This is a genomic window from Orlajensenia flava (genome assembly GCF_004801905.1).
GTDB lineage: Bacteria > Actinomycetota > Actinomycetes > Actinomycetales > Microbacteriaceae > Orlajensenia > Orlajensenia flava.
In genome coordinates this window covers 118,347-133,389 of sequence record NZ_SSSN01000005.1, presented here as the reverse complement: position 1 = coordinate 133,389, position 15,043 = coordinate 118,347, and the positions used below count along the sequence as shown (strand labels likewise).

Sequence of the window (15,043 nt, the reverse complement as noted above, 5' to 3'; positions counted from 1 at the left end):
TCTCAGTCCTGCTGGTCTCAGGCAGTGGCACGTCGAGGCGATCTTCATCGACGGCGGGCGAGAAGCAGTGAGACGCCGACACGAGGGGCGTAACGTGAAACGCATGGAACTCACCCTCAACAACGGCGTCACCATGCCCGCTCTCGGGCTCGGCGTCTTCCAATCCGCACCCGACGAAACCACCGCTGCCGTCGAGGCCGCCCTCTCCGCCGGATACCGTCTCATCGACACGGCGGCCGGCTACGGCAACGAGAAGGAGGTGGGCGAGGGCATCCGTCGCTCAGGCCTCGACCGCTCCGACGTGTTCATCGAGACCAAGGTGTGGGTGAGCGACTACGGCTACGACGAAACGCTGCACGCGTGGGAGAAGTCGGTGGGCAAGCTCGGCGTCGACACGCTCGACCTGCTCATCCTGCACCAGCCGGCGACCGATCGGTTCGAGAAGACTCTCGCCGCCTACCGCGCCCTCGAGGCCCTCCTCGCCGATAGCAGGGTGCGCGCTATCGGTGTGAGCAATTTTCTGCCTCACCACCTCGAGCGGCTGATCGCGGAGACGGATGTCGTGCCCGCCGTCAACCAGATCGAACTGCACCCCTACTTCAGCCAGCCCGACGTGCAGCGGGCGGATGCGGCCAGTGGCATCCTCACCCAGGCGTGGTCGCCGATCGGCGGCATCACCTTCTACCCGGGCTTCGGCGATGAGCGCAAGAGCGTCATGGACGACCCGACGATCGCCGCGATCGGGCAAACCCACGAGAAGTCGTCGGCACAGGTCATGCTGCGGTGGCACCTGCAGAACGGTCGCTCGGCCATTCCGAAGTCGGTCAACCCGGAGCGCATCGCGGCGAACTTCGACGTGTTCGACTTCGAGCTCAGCACCGACGAGCTCGCGAGCATCGACGCGCTCGACACCGGCATCCGCAGCGGGCCGGACCCCGACGTGGCTCGCCCGGAGCGGTTCGACATGGTCATTCCCGAGTCCTGAGCGTGCCACCGCGCTCGGAACGGAGCCCATCGGCGAGCACCGCTCCACGTGACAATTTCTGTTGGTTCAGCGGCATCCGAACCGACAGAAAGTGTCACCTCGATCGCCGGGTCTGACGCAAGTCGACGCTTATCCATCTCGCGGCGCACCGAGCCGAGCGACCATGGAGCGACATCCTCGCCCTCAACATCGATGGCACGCAGAAGGTCCTCGCGGCGGCGCGGCGGGCGGGAGTGCGGCGGGTTCTGCTCGCCAGCTCGGTGAACGCCGTCGGGTTCGTGCCGTACGGCCGACTGTCCGCCGATCAGGTGCTCGTCGCCCGGCCCGACACCTATCACGGCGTGTCCAAGGCGGCACTCGAGGCGCTCGGAAACGTCTACGCTCGGCGAGGCGATGGAGTAGCCCTCCAGGGGCGCTGCCCATCCCTCCGCGTCGCATCCACCCGTTAGGGGCCCGGGAGTCGCTGATCGGCTGGGCGCTCCCGGGCCCGGGTCTACTCGCCGATCCTGTCGTCGGCTGCCTTCTGCCCGGCGTCGATCTTGTCGCTGAACTTTCCGCCCGTCGCCGAATCGGCGGCGTCGCCAGCCTTGTCGAGCGCCGCGTCGCTGGCCTGCTCGCCCTTGTCGCTGTTCGCGAAATCCTTCGCCTTATCGCCGAGGTTCCCGAGGTCTGCCATGAGCTTCTCCATCTTTCGTCGGCCGCCGGTCGACGACCTGTCGTCAGTCTGCGCCGCCCCGGGCGACCGGCCGAGGGGTTGCATCCGCATCGCCCGTGTGGGTGGGCCTGCTCACGCATCCGATTCGCGCGCGCACGTCATCGCCGACGGGCGAGCCCTGGCGCACGGATCGAATGTTCAGGGGTCACTCCTCGACGGAGACGTCCTTCCAGAACGCGACGTAGTCGGCGAAGTCCTGCCCGACGCGCTCGGGAGAGCCCTCCTTCGGGTGCGGGTACGACCACGCCTGGTCCTGAACGGTGGTGCCGCCGTCGACGACGTTGAAGTACTGAGCCTCGCCCTTCCATGGGCAGGTGTACTCCGTGGGGCTCTTCTCGAGCTTGCTGGTGTCGACGCTCGACGGCGGGAAGTACCAGTTGCCCTCGATCTGGATGAGGTCGTCCTTGTCCGCTTCGGCGAGAACGGTTCCGTTGAGCACTGCCTTCATGAAGAAACATCTCCTCGATCGATGCCGATCGGTTGACCGGCCCTTCTGCAGCCTGCTCCTCACCGCGGAGCGTGTCGACGGGGTTGCGCTCGGGGCGCCTTACGGTCACGATCCGGCTGCAGCTTCGCTCCCCGCCTCACCGACCGGCAGCGCGTACGACACCACGAGGTCGGCGCGCTCGCGTGTCGGTTCGATCAGGAGGGCGTTCGCGCCGTCGACATCCGTCGCCCATGCCCTCGCCGCCGCGGGTGAGCGCCCCTGACGGATGTGCCGATCGATGAGTCGGCGCATCCGCTCGTCTTCCGCCGTCGCGCAGAACCAGACCTCGTCGAGCCGCCGTCGCAGGCGGTGCCACGGCTCGGCGTCGGCGAGCAGGTAGTTGCCCTCGACGACGACGACGCGCACGGTCGGCTCGATGGCGATCTCTCCGGCCACGGGCTCATCGACGGCGCGGTCGAAGCTCGGCGCGTAGACCGTGTGGCCCGTCTCGGCGCGCACGCGGTCGAGGAGGGCGAGGAAGCCCCATCCGTCGAACGTGTCGATGGCACCCTTGCGATCGCGGATACCCAGCCGATCCAGCGTGGAGTTGGCGAGGTGGAATCCGTCCATCGGCAGGTGCGCTGCCTCCGTTCCGCTGACCACCAATCGGTGCACCAGTTCTGTCGCGAGGGTGGTCTTTCCGCTTCCGGGACTGCCGGTGATGCCGATCAGGATGCGGGGGACGGATGCCGCTGCCGCGAGCGCCCGCACGCGATCGACGAGCGCATCCGGCGCCTCGCTATAGCTGAGCGCATCCGGCCGCTCGCTATCTCCGAGCGCATCCGGCGCCTCGCTATCGCTGTCGTGTCGCGGCATCGCTCATCGTGAGTTCTTCGTCTCACGGGCGGGCCGGGTCTCGCGCTCGTTCTTCGTCCCACGGGCGGGCCGGGTCTCGCGCTTGTTCTCCCTCTCGCGGGCGTGGCGGGTCTCGCGCTCGTTGACCCTCTCGATCGCCTCGACGAGCTCGTCCTTCGACATGCGCGAGCGCCCGTCGATGTCGAGGCGCTTGGCGAGGTCGTAGAGATGGCTCTTCGACGCGTTCGCGTCGACGCCGCCGGCCGTGTCACCGCTGCGATCGGTCGCGCCCTTGTCGCTCGGACCCCACTCGGCCTTCGCCTCCCAGTGATCGCCGACCTTCTCGTACTGGTGCTTCAGCGCCGCGAATGCGGTGCGACGTGCGCGCTCGCCCTCCCCATATGTCTTCACCGCGGAGTCGAGCGTCTCGATCCAGATGTCCTGCGCGTGCTTCGGCGACCGGGCGATCGTCGACGGCAGCTCATCGCGAGCGGGCATGGGTCCTCCTTCGATGCCTCTCACGGTACGCCGCCGGCCGAGCAGGCTCTACCGATGCGCTTTCGGCGACGAGTCGCCATGATGGATTCAGGGAAAGAATGGAGTCTGAGATGACCGCGCTCTACACCTGGGATGTGTTCTCGACGCTCGACGGCTACGGCTCGTACAGCGAAGACGGTGATTGGGGCGGCTACTGGAGCAAGCAGGGGCCCGAGCTGCTCGAGCACCGGGCATCCGTCTTCGAACCCGAGCAGCGGATGATCTACGGAGCCACGACCTTACGCGAGGTCACCGAGATCATGCTGTCGGGGCTCGACCCGAACTCGTTGGACGAGTGGAACCAGCGGCTCATGCGCATGCCGGCCACCGTGATCTCCTCGACGCTGCACGACACCCTCGGCTGGCCCGACGCGACGATCGAGCGCGGCGATGCCATCGACATCGTCACGCGGCTGAAGGAGGAGTCGGACGTTCCGCTGAGATCCCAGGCCAGCTTGTCGCTCAACTGGGCCCTGATGAAGGCCGGGCTGGTCGATCGCCTGCAGGTGACGATCTTCCCGGTCATCTCGGGACGAACCGGCACCAGCCCGATTCTGCGCGGGGCGGATGATTTCGACCTCGAGTTGCTCGAGAGTCGCACGTTCGATGGGCGCAGCGTCGAGCTCGTGTACCGTCCTTCTGTTCGGTGAGGTGTGCGATGTCGTCGGCGGCGGCGGCGGCGTGTCGAGCTCGTGTATCGGCTTCGGTTGGGGTCGGGCCTCCGACGTCGTCGTCGTCGCGTCTAGCCCATGTATCGGCTTCGGTTGGGTCGGGTCTCCCAACGTCGTCGTCGCGCCTAGCCCATGTGTCCGCTTCATTTGGGTCGGGCCTCCGATCATCGTCGGCTTCGCGTCGAGCCCGTGTGTCGGCTTCATTTGGGTCGGGCCTTCGAGGTGGTCGTCGGCGTGTGTCTCCTCCACAGGCTGACTTTCCGGTACGGCCCCTGTGGATAAGTATCTCCCGATCAGATCGGTAAACTGACCCAACCATCAATGTCGGTGGGTGCTGCAAGACTCAAGGCATGAACACGCCGACCGCATTGGCCCCGCTGCAGGAAGACCTCGCAGCGCTGGGCGGCGCGTGGTCGGGCGCCGTACCCTCCACCGGAGGCCCCACGAGCGCGCAGTCCGACATCGAGAGCATGGTCGGTTACGGCCTCATCGGCGTGACGCATGCCGCCTGCCAACTCCGCCGCCATGCCGACGCCCTTCTGGCCGGTCTCGCGGCCGAAGTCGGCCGCCGTTCCGGCGCCGAGTTCGGCACTGAGGGGCTGGCGAAGAGCAACGGATTCCACAACGCCACCAAGCTTCTCGCGGCAGCCACGGGGGGTAGCGCCGCGGAGGTCGACCGGCTTCTCGCCGTGGGCAGAGCCACGATGACGCGGCAGGACTTCAGCGGCACCCCACGGCCCGCCATTCATCCTCACGTGGCCGCGGGCTTGCAATCCGGTGCCATCAGTGTAGAGGCCGCTGCGGCCATCACGGCCATGCTCGACCGGGTCGCTCCTCGCGCGGATCCGGTGGTGGCCGACGACGTTGAAGAGATTCTCGCCATCCGCGCGGCCGAACTCCCCCTGCACCTGGTCAAGCGAGCGATCAAGCACGCCGAGGCCCAACTCGATCAAGACGGAGCAGAACCTCGCGACGAGGAGCGCTGGCTCGATCGATCCGTCATCATCCGCGAAGACGGCAATGGCATGATCCACGTCGTCGCCCGACTCGATCCCGAATCGGCGGCTCCGCTCAAGGCAGCGATCGAGGCTCTCGTTTCCGATGGTCTGCGAGCGAAGCAGGCGTGCAGGGATGCCGAGACGTCGGCGTCGGGTCGATGCCCCGACGGCGGCGCTGCCAGCGACGATTCCGGAACGGTCGTCGACGACAACCGAACCATCCCCCAGCGCCAGGCCGACGCCCTGACCGAGATCGCGAAGCATGCGCTCGGCTGCGCAGAGACCCTGCCGCCGCTCGCGTCGGTCACGGCCGTCGTTCGCGTCGACCTCGAGACACTGCGCTCCGGCCTCGGCGGAGGAACCGTCGACGGCATCGATCAGCCGCTCTCCGCCGGAGCGCTCCGGCGTGCAGCGGGCGCCGCCGACCTCATCCCCGCCGTGCTCGGAACCGAGAGCGTTCCCCTCGACGTCGGTCGGCGCGCCAGGCGCTTCAGCCGAAGCCAGCGCATCGCCCTGACCGAACGCGATGGCGGATGCGCGAGCTGCGGCCAGAACATCGCCTACGTCCACGCGCACCACATCCGCTGGTGGCAACGAGACGCCGGCCCCACCGACATCGCCAACGGCGTGATGCTCTGCAGCTTCTGCCACCACAGGATCCACCGTGAAGGCTGGGGCATCCGGGCCACCATGAACGGCGTCTGGTTCATTCCCCCGCCCCACGTCGACCCCGACCGAAGACCGCGGCTCGGCGGTCGAGTTCGGTTCGGGATGCCCACCCTCGCTCGCACCGGATGAAACGGATGCGCCGGCCGCTCGCACCATCGCCGCGCGACCGGGTGAGGCTCACGGACGGTGAAGGAGACCGTGACCGCGACCGCGACGACGACGCACGAATCGACGCAGCCGCCCAGGTGGACGCCGCGGGTCGGATCGACACGGCGGATGACGGGCGGCGCGGCGGATCGGGCGGCGCAGTGGATCGGGCGCGCAGTGGATCGGGCGGCGCAGCGGACCGAGCGGCACGGCGGACCGGATCGACGCAGCGGACCGAGCGGCGCGGGCGGACGACGGCGACAGACGGCCCACCCCCTGAGCTTCGGCGGAGTGTAGCCCTCGACGGAGCTTCCCGTCCATGAGGAAGACAGGCCAGCATCGAGGTGCCACGCTGTACGGCATGACCGTCGACGACGAGCGCTCACAAGCTAATCCCGTCGTCGTCGTGCTCATGGGCGTCTCGGGCAGCGGTAAGACGACGGTCGCCGCAATCCTCTCCGAGATGCTGCACTGGGATTTCGAGGAGGGCGACGCCCTGCACCCCGAGGCGAACGTCAAGAAGATGGCCGCGGGAGAGCCGCTGACGGATGCCGACCGCTGGCCGTGGCTCGACATCGTCGAGCAGTGGATGGCGCACCAGCTGGCCGAAGGCCGCAGCGGCATCATCACCTGCTCAGCGCTGAAACGCTCCTACCGCGACGTGCTGCGCCGAGCCGGGACCAGCGGCGGCAACAGCAACGGAAGCGGCAGCATCCCTGGCACAGACACCACCACAGGCGCAGACACAGACACCGGCAGAGACACAGACACCGGCAGCGGCACCGGCACCGGCACCGGCAGCGGCAGCGGCAACGGCAACGGCAACGGCAACGTGCGCATCGTCTACCTGCGCGGAGCCGAGGGCGTCATCACCGAACGCCAGACCGCCCGCCAGGGCCACTTCATGCCGGCATCCCTCATGCACAGCCAGTTCGAGACGCTCGAGGTGCCGACTCCCGACGAGGGAGTCATCACAGTCGACGTCGGACCAGCTCCGCGAGCGATCGCCCGCGAGATCGTCACGAAACTAGGCCTGCTCGTCGCGTAGAGTCGTGCGGCGGCATCGAAGAAAGGGGAAGACGGCATGCTCGCACAATCCGCCCTGGCAGCTCTCGTCCACACCGCCGACGACGTCAACAAGCCGTGGAACGGCCACGACACCGTGGTCCTGATCGTTGCGGCGATCGGCATCGCGATCGTCGTCGTGCTCATCGTCTGGCTCAAGCTGCACGCCTTCCTCGCCCTGACGATCGGCGCGCTGTTTGTGGGCGTGGCATCCGGAATCGACCTCGCCAAGGTCTCTGCCTCTTACCAGACCGGGGTCGGCGGCGTTCTCGGTTACGTGGGCGTGCTGATCGCCCTCGGCGCGATGCTCGGCAAGCTGCTCGCCGACTCCGGCGGCGCCGACCGCGTCGTCGAGACCCTGTTGCGTGGAAAGCCGGCCACCCTGCCTTGGAAGATGGCACTCATCGCCGCGATCATCGGCATTCCACTGTTCTTCGAGATCGGCCTCGTGCTCCTCATTCCCGTGGTGATGCTCGCGGTACGCCGGGCCAAGACGAAGGCGATGCTTCTCGGCATCCCCGCCTTGGCCGGTCTCTCGGTGCTGCACGGATTCGTTCCGCCGCACCCCGGCCCGCTCGCGGCGATCGGCGTGCTCAAAGCGGATGTCGGCACCACCCTCGCCCTCGGCCTGCTGGTGGCCATCCCGTGCGTCGTCATCGCGGGGCCGCTGTTCGCCCGGGTCGCCGCCCGCTGGGTGCCGGTAGAGGCATCCGGCGCCGCCCTCGCCGTCACGAGCGGCAGCAGTGGCAGCCGCAGCGCGCAGGGCGGCGGCAGGAGCAGCGAGACCCGAGGGGGCGGCAGCAGCACCGTCAGCCTCGCCGAGACGGACGACGAGACCGGCAAGGCTCAGGATCCCGATGCCACCCGCACACCGAGCTTCGGTCTGACGCTGTTCACCATCCTGCTCCCGGTCGCGCTGATGCTCATCCGCTCGGCGTCCGACATCTGGATGGACCCGAAGTTCTGGCTCTACCTGCCTCTGCAGTTTCTCGGCGACCCCGTGGTCGCGCTGCTTCTCGCGGTGCTCGTGGCGATGGTCACCTTCGGTACGACCGTCGGATTCAACGCCGCGACGCTCACGAAGAAGATCGGTCAGAGCCTGATCCCCATCGTCGGCGTCGTCTTCATCGTCGGGGCCGGCGGCGGCTTCAAGCAGGTTCTCGTCGACGGAGGAGCAGGAACCGCCATCGCGAAGATCGCGGTCGCCCTGAACATCTCCGTGATCGTGCTCGGCTGGATCGTCGCGGTGCTCATCCGTCTGGCGACCGGATCGGCGACCGTCGCGACGGTGACGGCAGCCGGCATCGTGGTACCACTCGCCGGCGGCATTCCGCCGGTGCAGCTCTCGCTCCTGGTGCTCGCGATCGGCGCCGGTTCGCTCATCTTCTCGCACGTGAACGACGCCGGATTCTGGCTCGTCAAGGAGTACTTCGGCCTCACGGTCGGGCAGACCATCAAGACTTGGTCGGTGATGGAGACGATCATCTCGGTGGTCGGCTTCGTCTGCGTGCTGGGCCTGTCGTTCCTGTTCGGCGGGGTGTAGCGGCGCCGACGGCGGAGCGATCAGTGCACCAGCGCCTGAGAGGCGACGATGGCTCGTCGAAGCAGTCGGGCCCCGGCTGGTGCAGCATCAGGAGGTCGACCCGCGAGGCTGCTCGTGAGCGGGACCTCGAGCAGGTCGTGCGCGATGCCGGATTCGCTGGGCTCGAGGTCGGGCTCTACCGCATCCCCGCACCGTTCCTTACGTTCAACACCCTTCGCCCGCGTCGCGCGGCGTGACACGGAGGTCGGTCACGCTCTGCGGAGCGGCTCCCGAGATGCCGCGAGATCGGCAGCGCGTTCCCCTCATCCCCCTCGTCGGCCTGAGTCGCGGCGCGTATTTCGCCAACGCGGGAACCACGTTCGCCGATCTGCGGAGGGACGTCCTCGGCGATCGTCCGAGCAGTGACATGGACGTCATCCTCGCCCGCGGGGTAGAGCGCGGCGAGATCGATCCCGCGCGGATCACCCCTCGCATCTCGTCGCTGCCGTTCGACCTGTTCCGTCACGAGCTGCTGATGACGCTGCAGGCGGTTCCGGATGAGACGATCGAAGAGTTCGTCGACGAGATCTTCCTGCCGCTCGTCGAGCCGCGCTGAAACAATCGGCGCGGCATCCGTCTCCCTGAAGGATTCCGTGCCCCGTTCCCTCTCCATCGCACCCTGGCGGCTCTGGCTGGTGTGGGCGGTCGGCGTGGGCGCCTACGTGCTCTCGGTCACCAACCGCAGCTCGCTCTCGGCCGTCGGCGTCGATGCCGCCGTGCGGTTCCACGCCGATGCGTCGACCCTGTCGTTGTTCGCCGTCATCCAGCTCTTCGTCTACGCGTCGATGCAGATTCCGGTTGGGCTCCTGCTCGACCGGTTCGGCGCCCGACCCATCATCACGCTCGGCATGATCGTCATGGCCGCCGGGCAGCTCGTGATGGCGTTCGCACCCAATGTGGGCATCGCCATCCTCGCTCGCGTCCTCGTCGGCGCCGGTGATGCCGCGGTGTTCCCGAGCGTGCTGCGTGTGGTGGCGGTATGGTTCCCCGCTCGCCAGGCACCGCTCCTCGTGCAGCTCACCGGCATCGTCGGGCAGGCCGGACAGCTGCTGGCCATCCTGCCGCTCGCCGCCCTGCTGCACGCGACCAGCTGGAGCATCGCGTTCGGCAGCCTCGCCGGGCTCGGACTGCTCTTCACCGTGCTCACGTTCGCCGTCATCCGCAACCGCCCTCCCGGTCGCGAGGCGGATGTCTCCGTCGACACCGAGACCGGCGCCATCCGAGTGGTGACGTCAGCCGCCGACCTGCGTCAGGGCATCGGGGAGTCATGGCGGCATCCGGCGACCCGACTTGCGTTCTGGACGCACTTCACCACCCCGTTCGCCGGTACTGCCTTCGTGCTGCTCTGGGGATTCCCGTTTCTGACCGTCGGCGAGGGGCTGTCGCCGGTGACTGCATCCTTCGTCTTCACCGTATATGTCATCTGCGGCATGCTCGCCGGACCTGTCATCGGCGCACTCTCGAGCCGACATCCGAATCGGCGATCGCGGCTTCTGGTGCTGCCGATCATCGGCGTGCAGGTGGTGGCGTGGCTGGCCGTCATCGCGTGGCCCGGTCCCTCTCCGGTCTGGTTGCTCATCCTCCTGGCGATCGCGATGAGCACCGGCGGACCGGGATCGATGATCGGATTCGACGTCGCTCGTACCTTCAACCCGAGCCACCGGTTGAGCACCGCGACGGCAATCGTGAACGTCGGCGGGTTCCTCGCCGCACTTCTCGCCATCCTGCTCATCGGCATCGCGATGGACCTGCAGGGCGCCGGCACGCCGGACACATACAGCCTCGGAGCGTTTCGCATCGCGTTCCTGACGCAGGTTCCGTTGTGGGCGCTCGGTGCGTTCTTCATCGTCTTCGAACGGCGCCGTACACGGGTGCACATCGGGCTCGACCGGGCCCGGTGACGATCACCTCGGTGCCGTGTCGAGCGCCGTCAACCCCGTGCATTCGCGCCCCTCCGGGATTGAGATGGAGGCATGGCGAGAGGAGCCAGGATGCCCAGAGCGGTGAAGTTCGACGAATACGGTGACGTCGACGTGCTGAAGGTGGTGGAGGTCGACGAACCGAGCCCGAAGGCGGACGAGGTGGTCGTGCGCGTGGTGGCGGCGGGCACGAATCCGGGGGAGGTCCCCATCCGTTCCGGTGCCGGCAAGGATCGGTTCCCGGCTCACTTTCCCGAGGGGCAGGGCAGCGACCTCGCTGGCGTCATCGCGTCTGTCGGAGATTCGGTGACGGATGTCGCGGTCGGCGACGAGGTGATCGGCCTCTCCGACGCGCGCAACGCTCAGGCTGACTACGCGCTGCTGCCCGCCGATCGCGTGGTTCCCAAGCCCGAGGCGCTCGACTGGGCGGTGGCCGGATCGCTGTTCGTCGTGGGCACGACGGCGGTCGCGATGATGCGCTCGGTGCATCCGGATGCCGGCGAGACCGTCGTGGTGAGCGGCGCGGCCGGAGGCGTCGGCACCCTCGTGACCCAGCTCGCGGTCCAGACGGGAGCGCGCGTGATCGCGGTCGCCAGCGAGGCGAACCACGCTGTGCTGCGCGGATGGGGCGCCGAGCCGGTGGAATACGGCGACGGGCTCGAGGAACGCATCCGCGAACTGGCGCCCGACGGCGTCGACGCGATGCTCGACACCCACGGCGACGGTTACGTCGACCTGGCAGTCGCGCTCGGCGTCGACCCCGACCGGATCGACACCATCATCGACTTCGAGGGCGGCGGACGCGTCGGTGCACACCGAGACGGGATGGCGACCGTCGATGACCCGGCGGCTGTGGTGTCGACACTCGCCGAGCAGCTGGCCCGCGGGGAACTGGAACTGCCGATCAAGGCACACTATCCGCTCGACAGCGTCGCGGATGCCTACCGCGAGGTGGAGAAGCGCAGCGGGCTCGGGAAGGTGGTGCTGGAGGTGTCCGATGGGGGTGCGGCGGGGTGACGCGTTCGCCCTGCGGGCACTAGCCCAGCAGACGTCGGGGGCCAGCGCTCAGGCGGCCAGCGCTGCGTCGATCAGCACCGACGCCGCAGCCCGCGCCTGATCGGCGGCCTCCGGCGTGCCGGCGATCGCCGCTGTGGTCTGAGCACCCTCGGCGAGGATGGCCAACTGCGGAGCGAGATAGTCGGGTCCATCCGCCGCCCTCACGAGCGTGGCCACGTAGGTCTGGAAGTCGAGTTTGTGCTCGCGCGCGATATCGGCGAGCGCTGGCGACATCCCGCCGAGTTCCGCGAACGCGTTGATGAAAGCACAGCCACGGAAGTCGTCCTCGCAGAACCAGGTCGACAGCCAGTCGTAGACCGCGAGCATCTTGGCGCGCGGATCGGCCGCCGCAGCGACAGCATCCGTCACGCCCTCCACCCACTCCGCGTGACGCGTCTCGAGCACCGCGACGATGATGGCGTCCTTCGACGGGAACAGGGCATACAACTTCTTCAGTGACACCCCGGCCTCGGCCCGCAATTCGTCCATCGACACCGCCTGGAACCCACGAGCGTTGTATAGCCGCTCGGCGACGTCGACGACGTGCATCCTGAGGATGGGGTTCGTCGCGACGATCGAGTCCATGCGCCCAGTGTACTTGACGATGAGAACGATCGTTCTCTAGGGTGGAGGAAAGCCGGAGAACGATCGTTCTCCTGCACATCGCGAAGGAGTGAGACCCATGGGCTACGTCACCGTCGGCACCGAGAACAGCAACAGCGTCGAGCTGTTCTACGAGGACAAGGGGTCGGGGCAGCCCGTCGTGCTCATCCACGGCTACCCGCTCGACGGACACTCGTGGGAGGCACAGGAACTCGCCCTCCTCGAGGCCGGCTACCGTGTCATCACCTACGACCGGCGTGGATTCGGCCGTTCGACGCAGACCACGGTGGGCTTCGCCTACGACACGTTCGCCTCCGACCTGAACGCCGTGCTCGACGAGGTCGACGTGACGGATGCCGTGCTCGTCGGGTTCTCGATGGGCACCGGCGAGGTGGCTCGCTACGTGAGCCGATACGGCATCGGGCGCGTCGCGAAGGTCGCGTTCCTCGCCTCCCTCGAACCGTTCCTGCTCAAGACGGATGACAACCCCGACGGCGCGATCGACCAAGCCTTCATCGACGACACCGTCGCGACGGCCCAGAAGGATCGCTACGCCTGGTTCGCTGCGTTCTACAAGAACTTCTACAACCTGGACGAGAACCTCGGATCGCGCATCAGCCAGGAGCACGTCGACCACGACATGGTGGTCGCCGGTGCGGGCGGCTCGTATGCGGCGTTCGCCGCCGTGCCGACGTGGGCGACCGACTTCCGAGCCGATGTCGCAGCCGTCGCGGATGCCGGCATCCCCGTCCTCATCGCCCATGGCACCGCCGACAACGTCCTGCCGATCGACGCGACCGGTCGTCCGTTCTCCAAGCTGGTGCCGAATGCGACCTACGTCGAGATCGAGGGAGCACCGCACGGATTCCTCACGACCCACGCGGATGAGGCCAGCAAGATCCTGCTGGACTTCATCAACGGCTGACGGCATCGGCGGTGCCGGGCGTAGACGGTCGCCCGGCCCTGCCACGCGGGGTCCCGACGTCGCGCCGACGGACGCCGATGAACACCTGCGCAAGCCCCGCCCCACGACGCTCGTAATGGGGGCTGCGGACAGCCGAACTCCGCTGCCACGATGGAGCCCATGCGGACCCTACCCGCCCTCTCACCGGATGCCGTCGTCCTCGACGATGAGGCCGTCCGCGTTCCCCAACGCTCGATCGCGGAACTCCTACCGCCCGGCCTGGACCTCGCTCGCATCGCTCACCGCGAGCGAACCGTGCTCCGAGCGGTGCCCGCGCTGCTCGCCGTCGTCGGGGCCGCCGCCCTGCTGCTCACCGGGCACTGAGCGCTGCAGCCACTCAGAACAACGTGCGCTCGACGAGCGCACCCTCGAGTTCGAGCAGCCGCCATTTGCGCTCCAGCCCGCCCGCGTAGCCGGTGAGTGCGCCGTCCTTGCCGACCACGCGGTGACATCCGATGAGGATGCTCACCGGATTACGCCCTACGGCCTGACCGACTCGTCGCGCGAGGGTGCGGTCGCCGAGGCGCTCGGCGAGCTCACCGTACGTCGTGGTCTCGCCGAACGGAAGCTCACGAAGCATCGCCCAGACCTGCTCCTGGAAGGCATCGCCCGCCGTGCGGACCGGAACGTCGAATGTCGTGCGGTCGCCGTCGAGGTACTCGGCGAGCTCCGTACGGACGGCGACGAAGAGCGGATCGGTGTCGGCCTCGACGACTGGTCCGATCGTGTCCGCGACGGGCGGATGCCAGTGGCCGGGAAAGTAGACGCCCGTGAGGGCATCGCCGTCGGCGACGAGGGTGAGCTCACCGATGGCGGTCACGATGGTCGTGTGGCGGATGATCATGAACCCATCTTGACCCCGCGGCGTCCGAGACCCGTGGCGGGAATCGGACATGGCGGACGCCGCCTGGCACCGTCGCGGGAAGTAAGTGGACACCGCAGCGGTTGGCACCAACGAACCCGTTGAAAGGATCCCCATGACCACGCTCGTCACCGCAGCCGGCGGCCACCTCGGCCGCCTCGTCATCGACTCACTGCTCGCCCGCGGCGAGGAGCCCAGCGAGATCATCGCCGGCGTACGCGACCCGTCGAAGGTCGCAGACCTCGAGGCTCGCGGCACCCGTATCGCCCATGTCGACTTCGAGGAGCCCGAGTCCATCGCCGCTGCCCTCGAGGGTGTGCGGAACGTGCTGCTGATCTCGATGCCCGTCGCGGGCAGCCGTGTGGCGCTGCACCAAAACGTCATCGACGCGGCGGCGTCTGCACGCGTCGCCAAGCTCGTCTACACGAGCGCGCCGCACGCGACGACCGCCGACTTCGTGCTCGCACCGGAGCACAACGAGACGGAGGAGCTCATCGCCGCGTCCCGGGTTCCCGCAGTGATCGTGCGGAACAACTGGTACACCGAGAACTACGCCGCCGACCTCGCCCGCGGCGCCGAGACCGGGCAGCTCGCCGGTAGCACCGGCGGCGGTCGTGTGGCGAGCGCGACCCGTGCCGACTACGCCGACGGCATCGCCGCCGTGCTGCTGGAAGACGGTCACATCGGCGAGGTCTACGAGTTCTCCGGCGATCACAGCTGGACGTTCGACGAGCTCGCCGCCACCATCGGCGAGATCGTCGGTCGCGAGGTGAGCTACACCCACTTGGACACCGCACAGCATGTCGCGATACTCGAGGCGGCCGGACTCGACGCGGGCACCGCGGGATTCGTCGCCGCGATCGACACCGGCATCCGTGACGGCGTGCTCGCGGATGCCGACCCGACCCTCTCCCGCCTGATCGGCCGGCCGACGACGCCGCTCGCCGAGGCGTTGCGCGCGATTCGCTGACGCGGCGGACCGACCGCT

General features: G+C 68.0%; 17 protein-coding genes and 1 pseudogene. 12 read left to right on the top strand and 6 right to left on the bottom strand.

Going from position 1 to position 15,043, the window contains the following annotated elements; genetic code table 11:
- Window positions 1–103 precede the first annotated feature (103 nt).
- Together E6C70_RS08345 and E6C70_RS08340 are read left to right on the top strand one after the other, a co-directional pair.
- Window positions 104–985 (top strand): aldo/keto reductase, encoded by an 882-nt coding sequence (locus tag E6C70_RS08345; protein ID WP_136424091.1) that lies wholly within the window; start codon window positions 104–106, stop codon window positions 983–985.
- Window positions 986–1,116: 131 nt separating this feature from the next.
- The gene (locus E6C70_RS08340; RefSeq protein WP_136424090.1) at window positions 1,117–1,434 is read left to right on the top strand and encodes an NAD-dependent epimerase/dehydratase family protein; all 318 of its coding nucleotides are present in this window, start codon (window positions 1,117–1,119) and stop codon (window positions 1,432–1,434) included.
- Between the two features lie 44 nt (window positions 1,435–1,478).
- On the opposite strand, the gene E6C70_RS08335 is transcribed toward E6C70_RS08340, so the two are convergent.
- From E6C70_RS08335 to E6C70_RS08320, 4 genes and pseudogenes are all read right to left on the bottom strand, one after another.
- Window positions 1,479–1,661, bottom strand: coding sequence for an antitoxin (locus E6C70_RS08335; protein WP_136424089.1), 183 nt, complete (start codon window positions 1,659–1,661; stop codon window positions 1,479–1,481).
- Between the two features lie 184 nt (window positions 1,662–1,845).
- Window positions 1,846–2,148: a DUF427 domain-containing protein gene (locus tag E6C70_RS08330; RefSeq protein WP_136424088.1), complete on the bottom strand. Its 303-nt coding sequence runs from the start codon at window positions 2,146–2,148 to the stop codon at window positions 1,846–1,848.
- A gap of 105 nt (window positions 2,149–2,253) precedes the next feature.
- Window positions 2,254–3,003: a nucleoside/nucleotide kinase family protein gene (locus E6C70_RS08325; protein ID WP_136424087.1), complete on the bottom strand. Its 750-nt coding sequence runs from the start codon at window positions 3,001–3,003 to the stop codon at window positions 2,254–2,256.
- Between the two features lie 90 nt (window positions 3,004–3,093).
- Window positions 3,094–3,480, bottom strand: a pseudogene (locus tag E6C70_RS08320) (ChaB family protein); the annotation flags it as partial.
- A 110-nt stretch (window positions 3,481–3,590) separates the two neighbouring features.
- Here E6C70_RS08320 and E6C70_RS08315 point away from each other — a divergent pair.
- The 7 genes from E6C70_RS08315 (at window position 3,591) to E6C70_RS08285 (ending at window position 11,587) form a co-directional block, all read left to right on the top strand.
- On the top strand, window positions 3,591–4,169 hold the full coding sequence (locus tag E6C70_RS08315; protein ID WP_136424085.1) for a dihydrofolate reductase family protein: 579 nt from the start codon (window positions 3,591–3,593) through the stop codon (window positions 4,167–4,169).
- 371 nt (window positions 4,170–4,540) lie between these two features.
- Window positions 4,541–5,986, top strand: coding sequence for an HNH endonuclease signature motif containing protein (locus tag E6C70_RS08310; RefSeq protein WP_136424084.1), 1,446 nt, complete (start codon window positions 4,541–4,543; stop codon window positions 5,984–5,986).
- Window positions 5,987–6,323: 337 nt separating this feature from the next.
- Entirely contained in the window at window positions 6,324–7,052 is a 729-nt protein-coding gene (locus tag E6C70_RS08305) for a gluconokinase (RefSeq protein WP_328590823.1), read from the top strand.
- A 36-nt stretch (window positions 7,053–7,088) separates the two neighbouring features.
- Entirely contained in the window at window positions 7,089–8,612 is a 1,524-nt protein-coding gene (locus E6C70_RS08300; protein WP_136424083.1) for a GntT/GntP/DsdX family permease, read from the top strand.
- A gap of 274 nt (window positions 8,613–8,886) precedes the next feature.
- Window positions 8,887–9,207, top strand: a complete 321-nt coding sequence (locus E6C70_RS08295) for a TetR-like C-terminal domain-containing protein (RefSeq protein ID WP_136424082.1) — start codon at window positions 8,887–8,889, stop codon at window positions 9,205–9,207.
- A 37-nt stretch (window positions 9,208–9,244) separates the two neighbouring features.
- Window positions 9,245–10,552, top strand: a complete 1,308-nt coding sequence (locus E6C70_RS08290; protein ID WP_235833351.1) for an MFS transporter — start codon at window positions 9,245–9,247, stop codon at window positions 10,550–10,552.
- Window positions 10,553–10,642: 90 nt separating this feature from the next.
- Window positions 10,643–11,587, top strand: coding sequence for an NADP-dependent oxidoreductase (locus tag E6C70_RS08285; RefSeq protein ID WP_136424080.1), 945 nt, complete (start codon window positions 10,643–10,645; stop codon window positions 11,585–11,587).
- A gap of 48 nt (window positions 11,588–11,635) precedes the next feature.
- On the opposite strand, the gene E6C70_RS08280 is transcribed toward E6C70_RS08285, so the two are convergent.
- Window positions 11,636–12,211 (bottom strand): TetR/AcrR family transcriptional regulator, encoded by a 576-nt coding sequence (locus E6C70_RS08280; RefSeq protein ID WP_136424079.1) that lies wholly within the window; start codon window positions 12,209–12,211, stop codon window positions 11,636–11,638.
- Between the two features lie 97 nt (window positions 12,212–12,308).
- Between E6C70_RS08280 and E6C70_RS08275 the strand changes: the two genes are divergently transcribed.
- Both E6C70_RS08275 and E6C70_RS08270 read left to right on the top strand, forming a co-directional pair.
- Window positions 12,309–13,154: an alpha/beta fold hydrolase gene (locus tag E6C70_RS08275; RefSeq protein WP_136424078.1), complete on the top strand. Its 846-nt coding sequence runs from the start codon at window positions 12,309–12,311 to the stop codon at window positions 13,152–13,154.
- A gap of 159 nt (window positions 13,155–13,313) precedes the next feature.
- Window positions 13,314–13,517 (top strand): hypothetical protein, encoded by a 204-nt coding sequence (locus tag E6C70_RS08270; RefSeq protein ID WP_136424077.1) that lies wholly within the window; start codon window positions 13,314–13,316, stop codon window positions 13,515–13,517.
- Between the two features lie 13 nt (window positions 13,518–13,530).
- Here the strand turns inward: E6C70_RS08270 and E6C70_RS08265 are convergent, their stop codons facing one another.
- Window positions 13,531–14,037, bottom strand: a complete 507-nt coding sequence (locus E6C70_RS08265) for a methylated-DNA--[protein]-cysteine S-methyltransferase (protein ID WP_136424076.1) — start codon at window positions 14,035–14,037, stop codon at window positions 13,531–13,533.
- 133 nt (window positions 14,038–14,170) lie between these two features.
- On the opposite strand from E6C70_RS08265, the gene E6C70_RS08260 reads away from it, so the two are divergent.
- Window positions 14,171–15,025, top strand: coding sequence for an SDR family oxidoreductase (locus E6C70_RS08260; protein WP_136424075.1), 855 nt, complete (start codon window positions 14,171–14,173; stop codon window positions 15,023–15,025).
- Window positions 15,026–15,043: the final 18 nt, after the last annotated feature.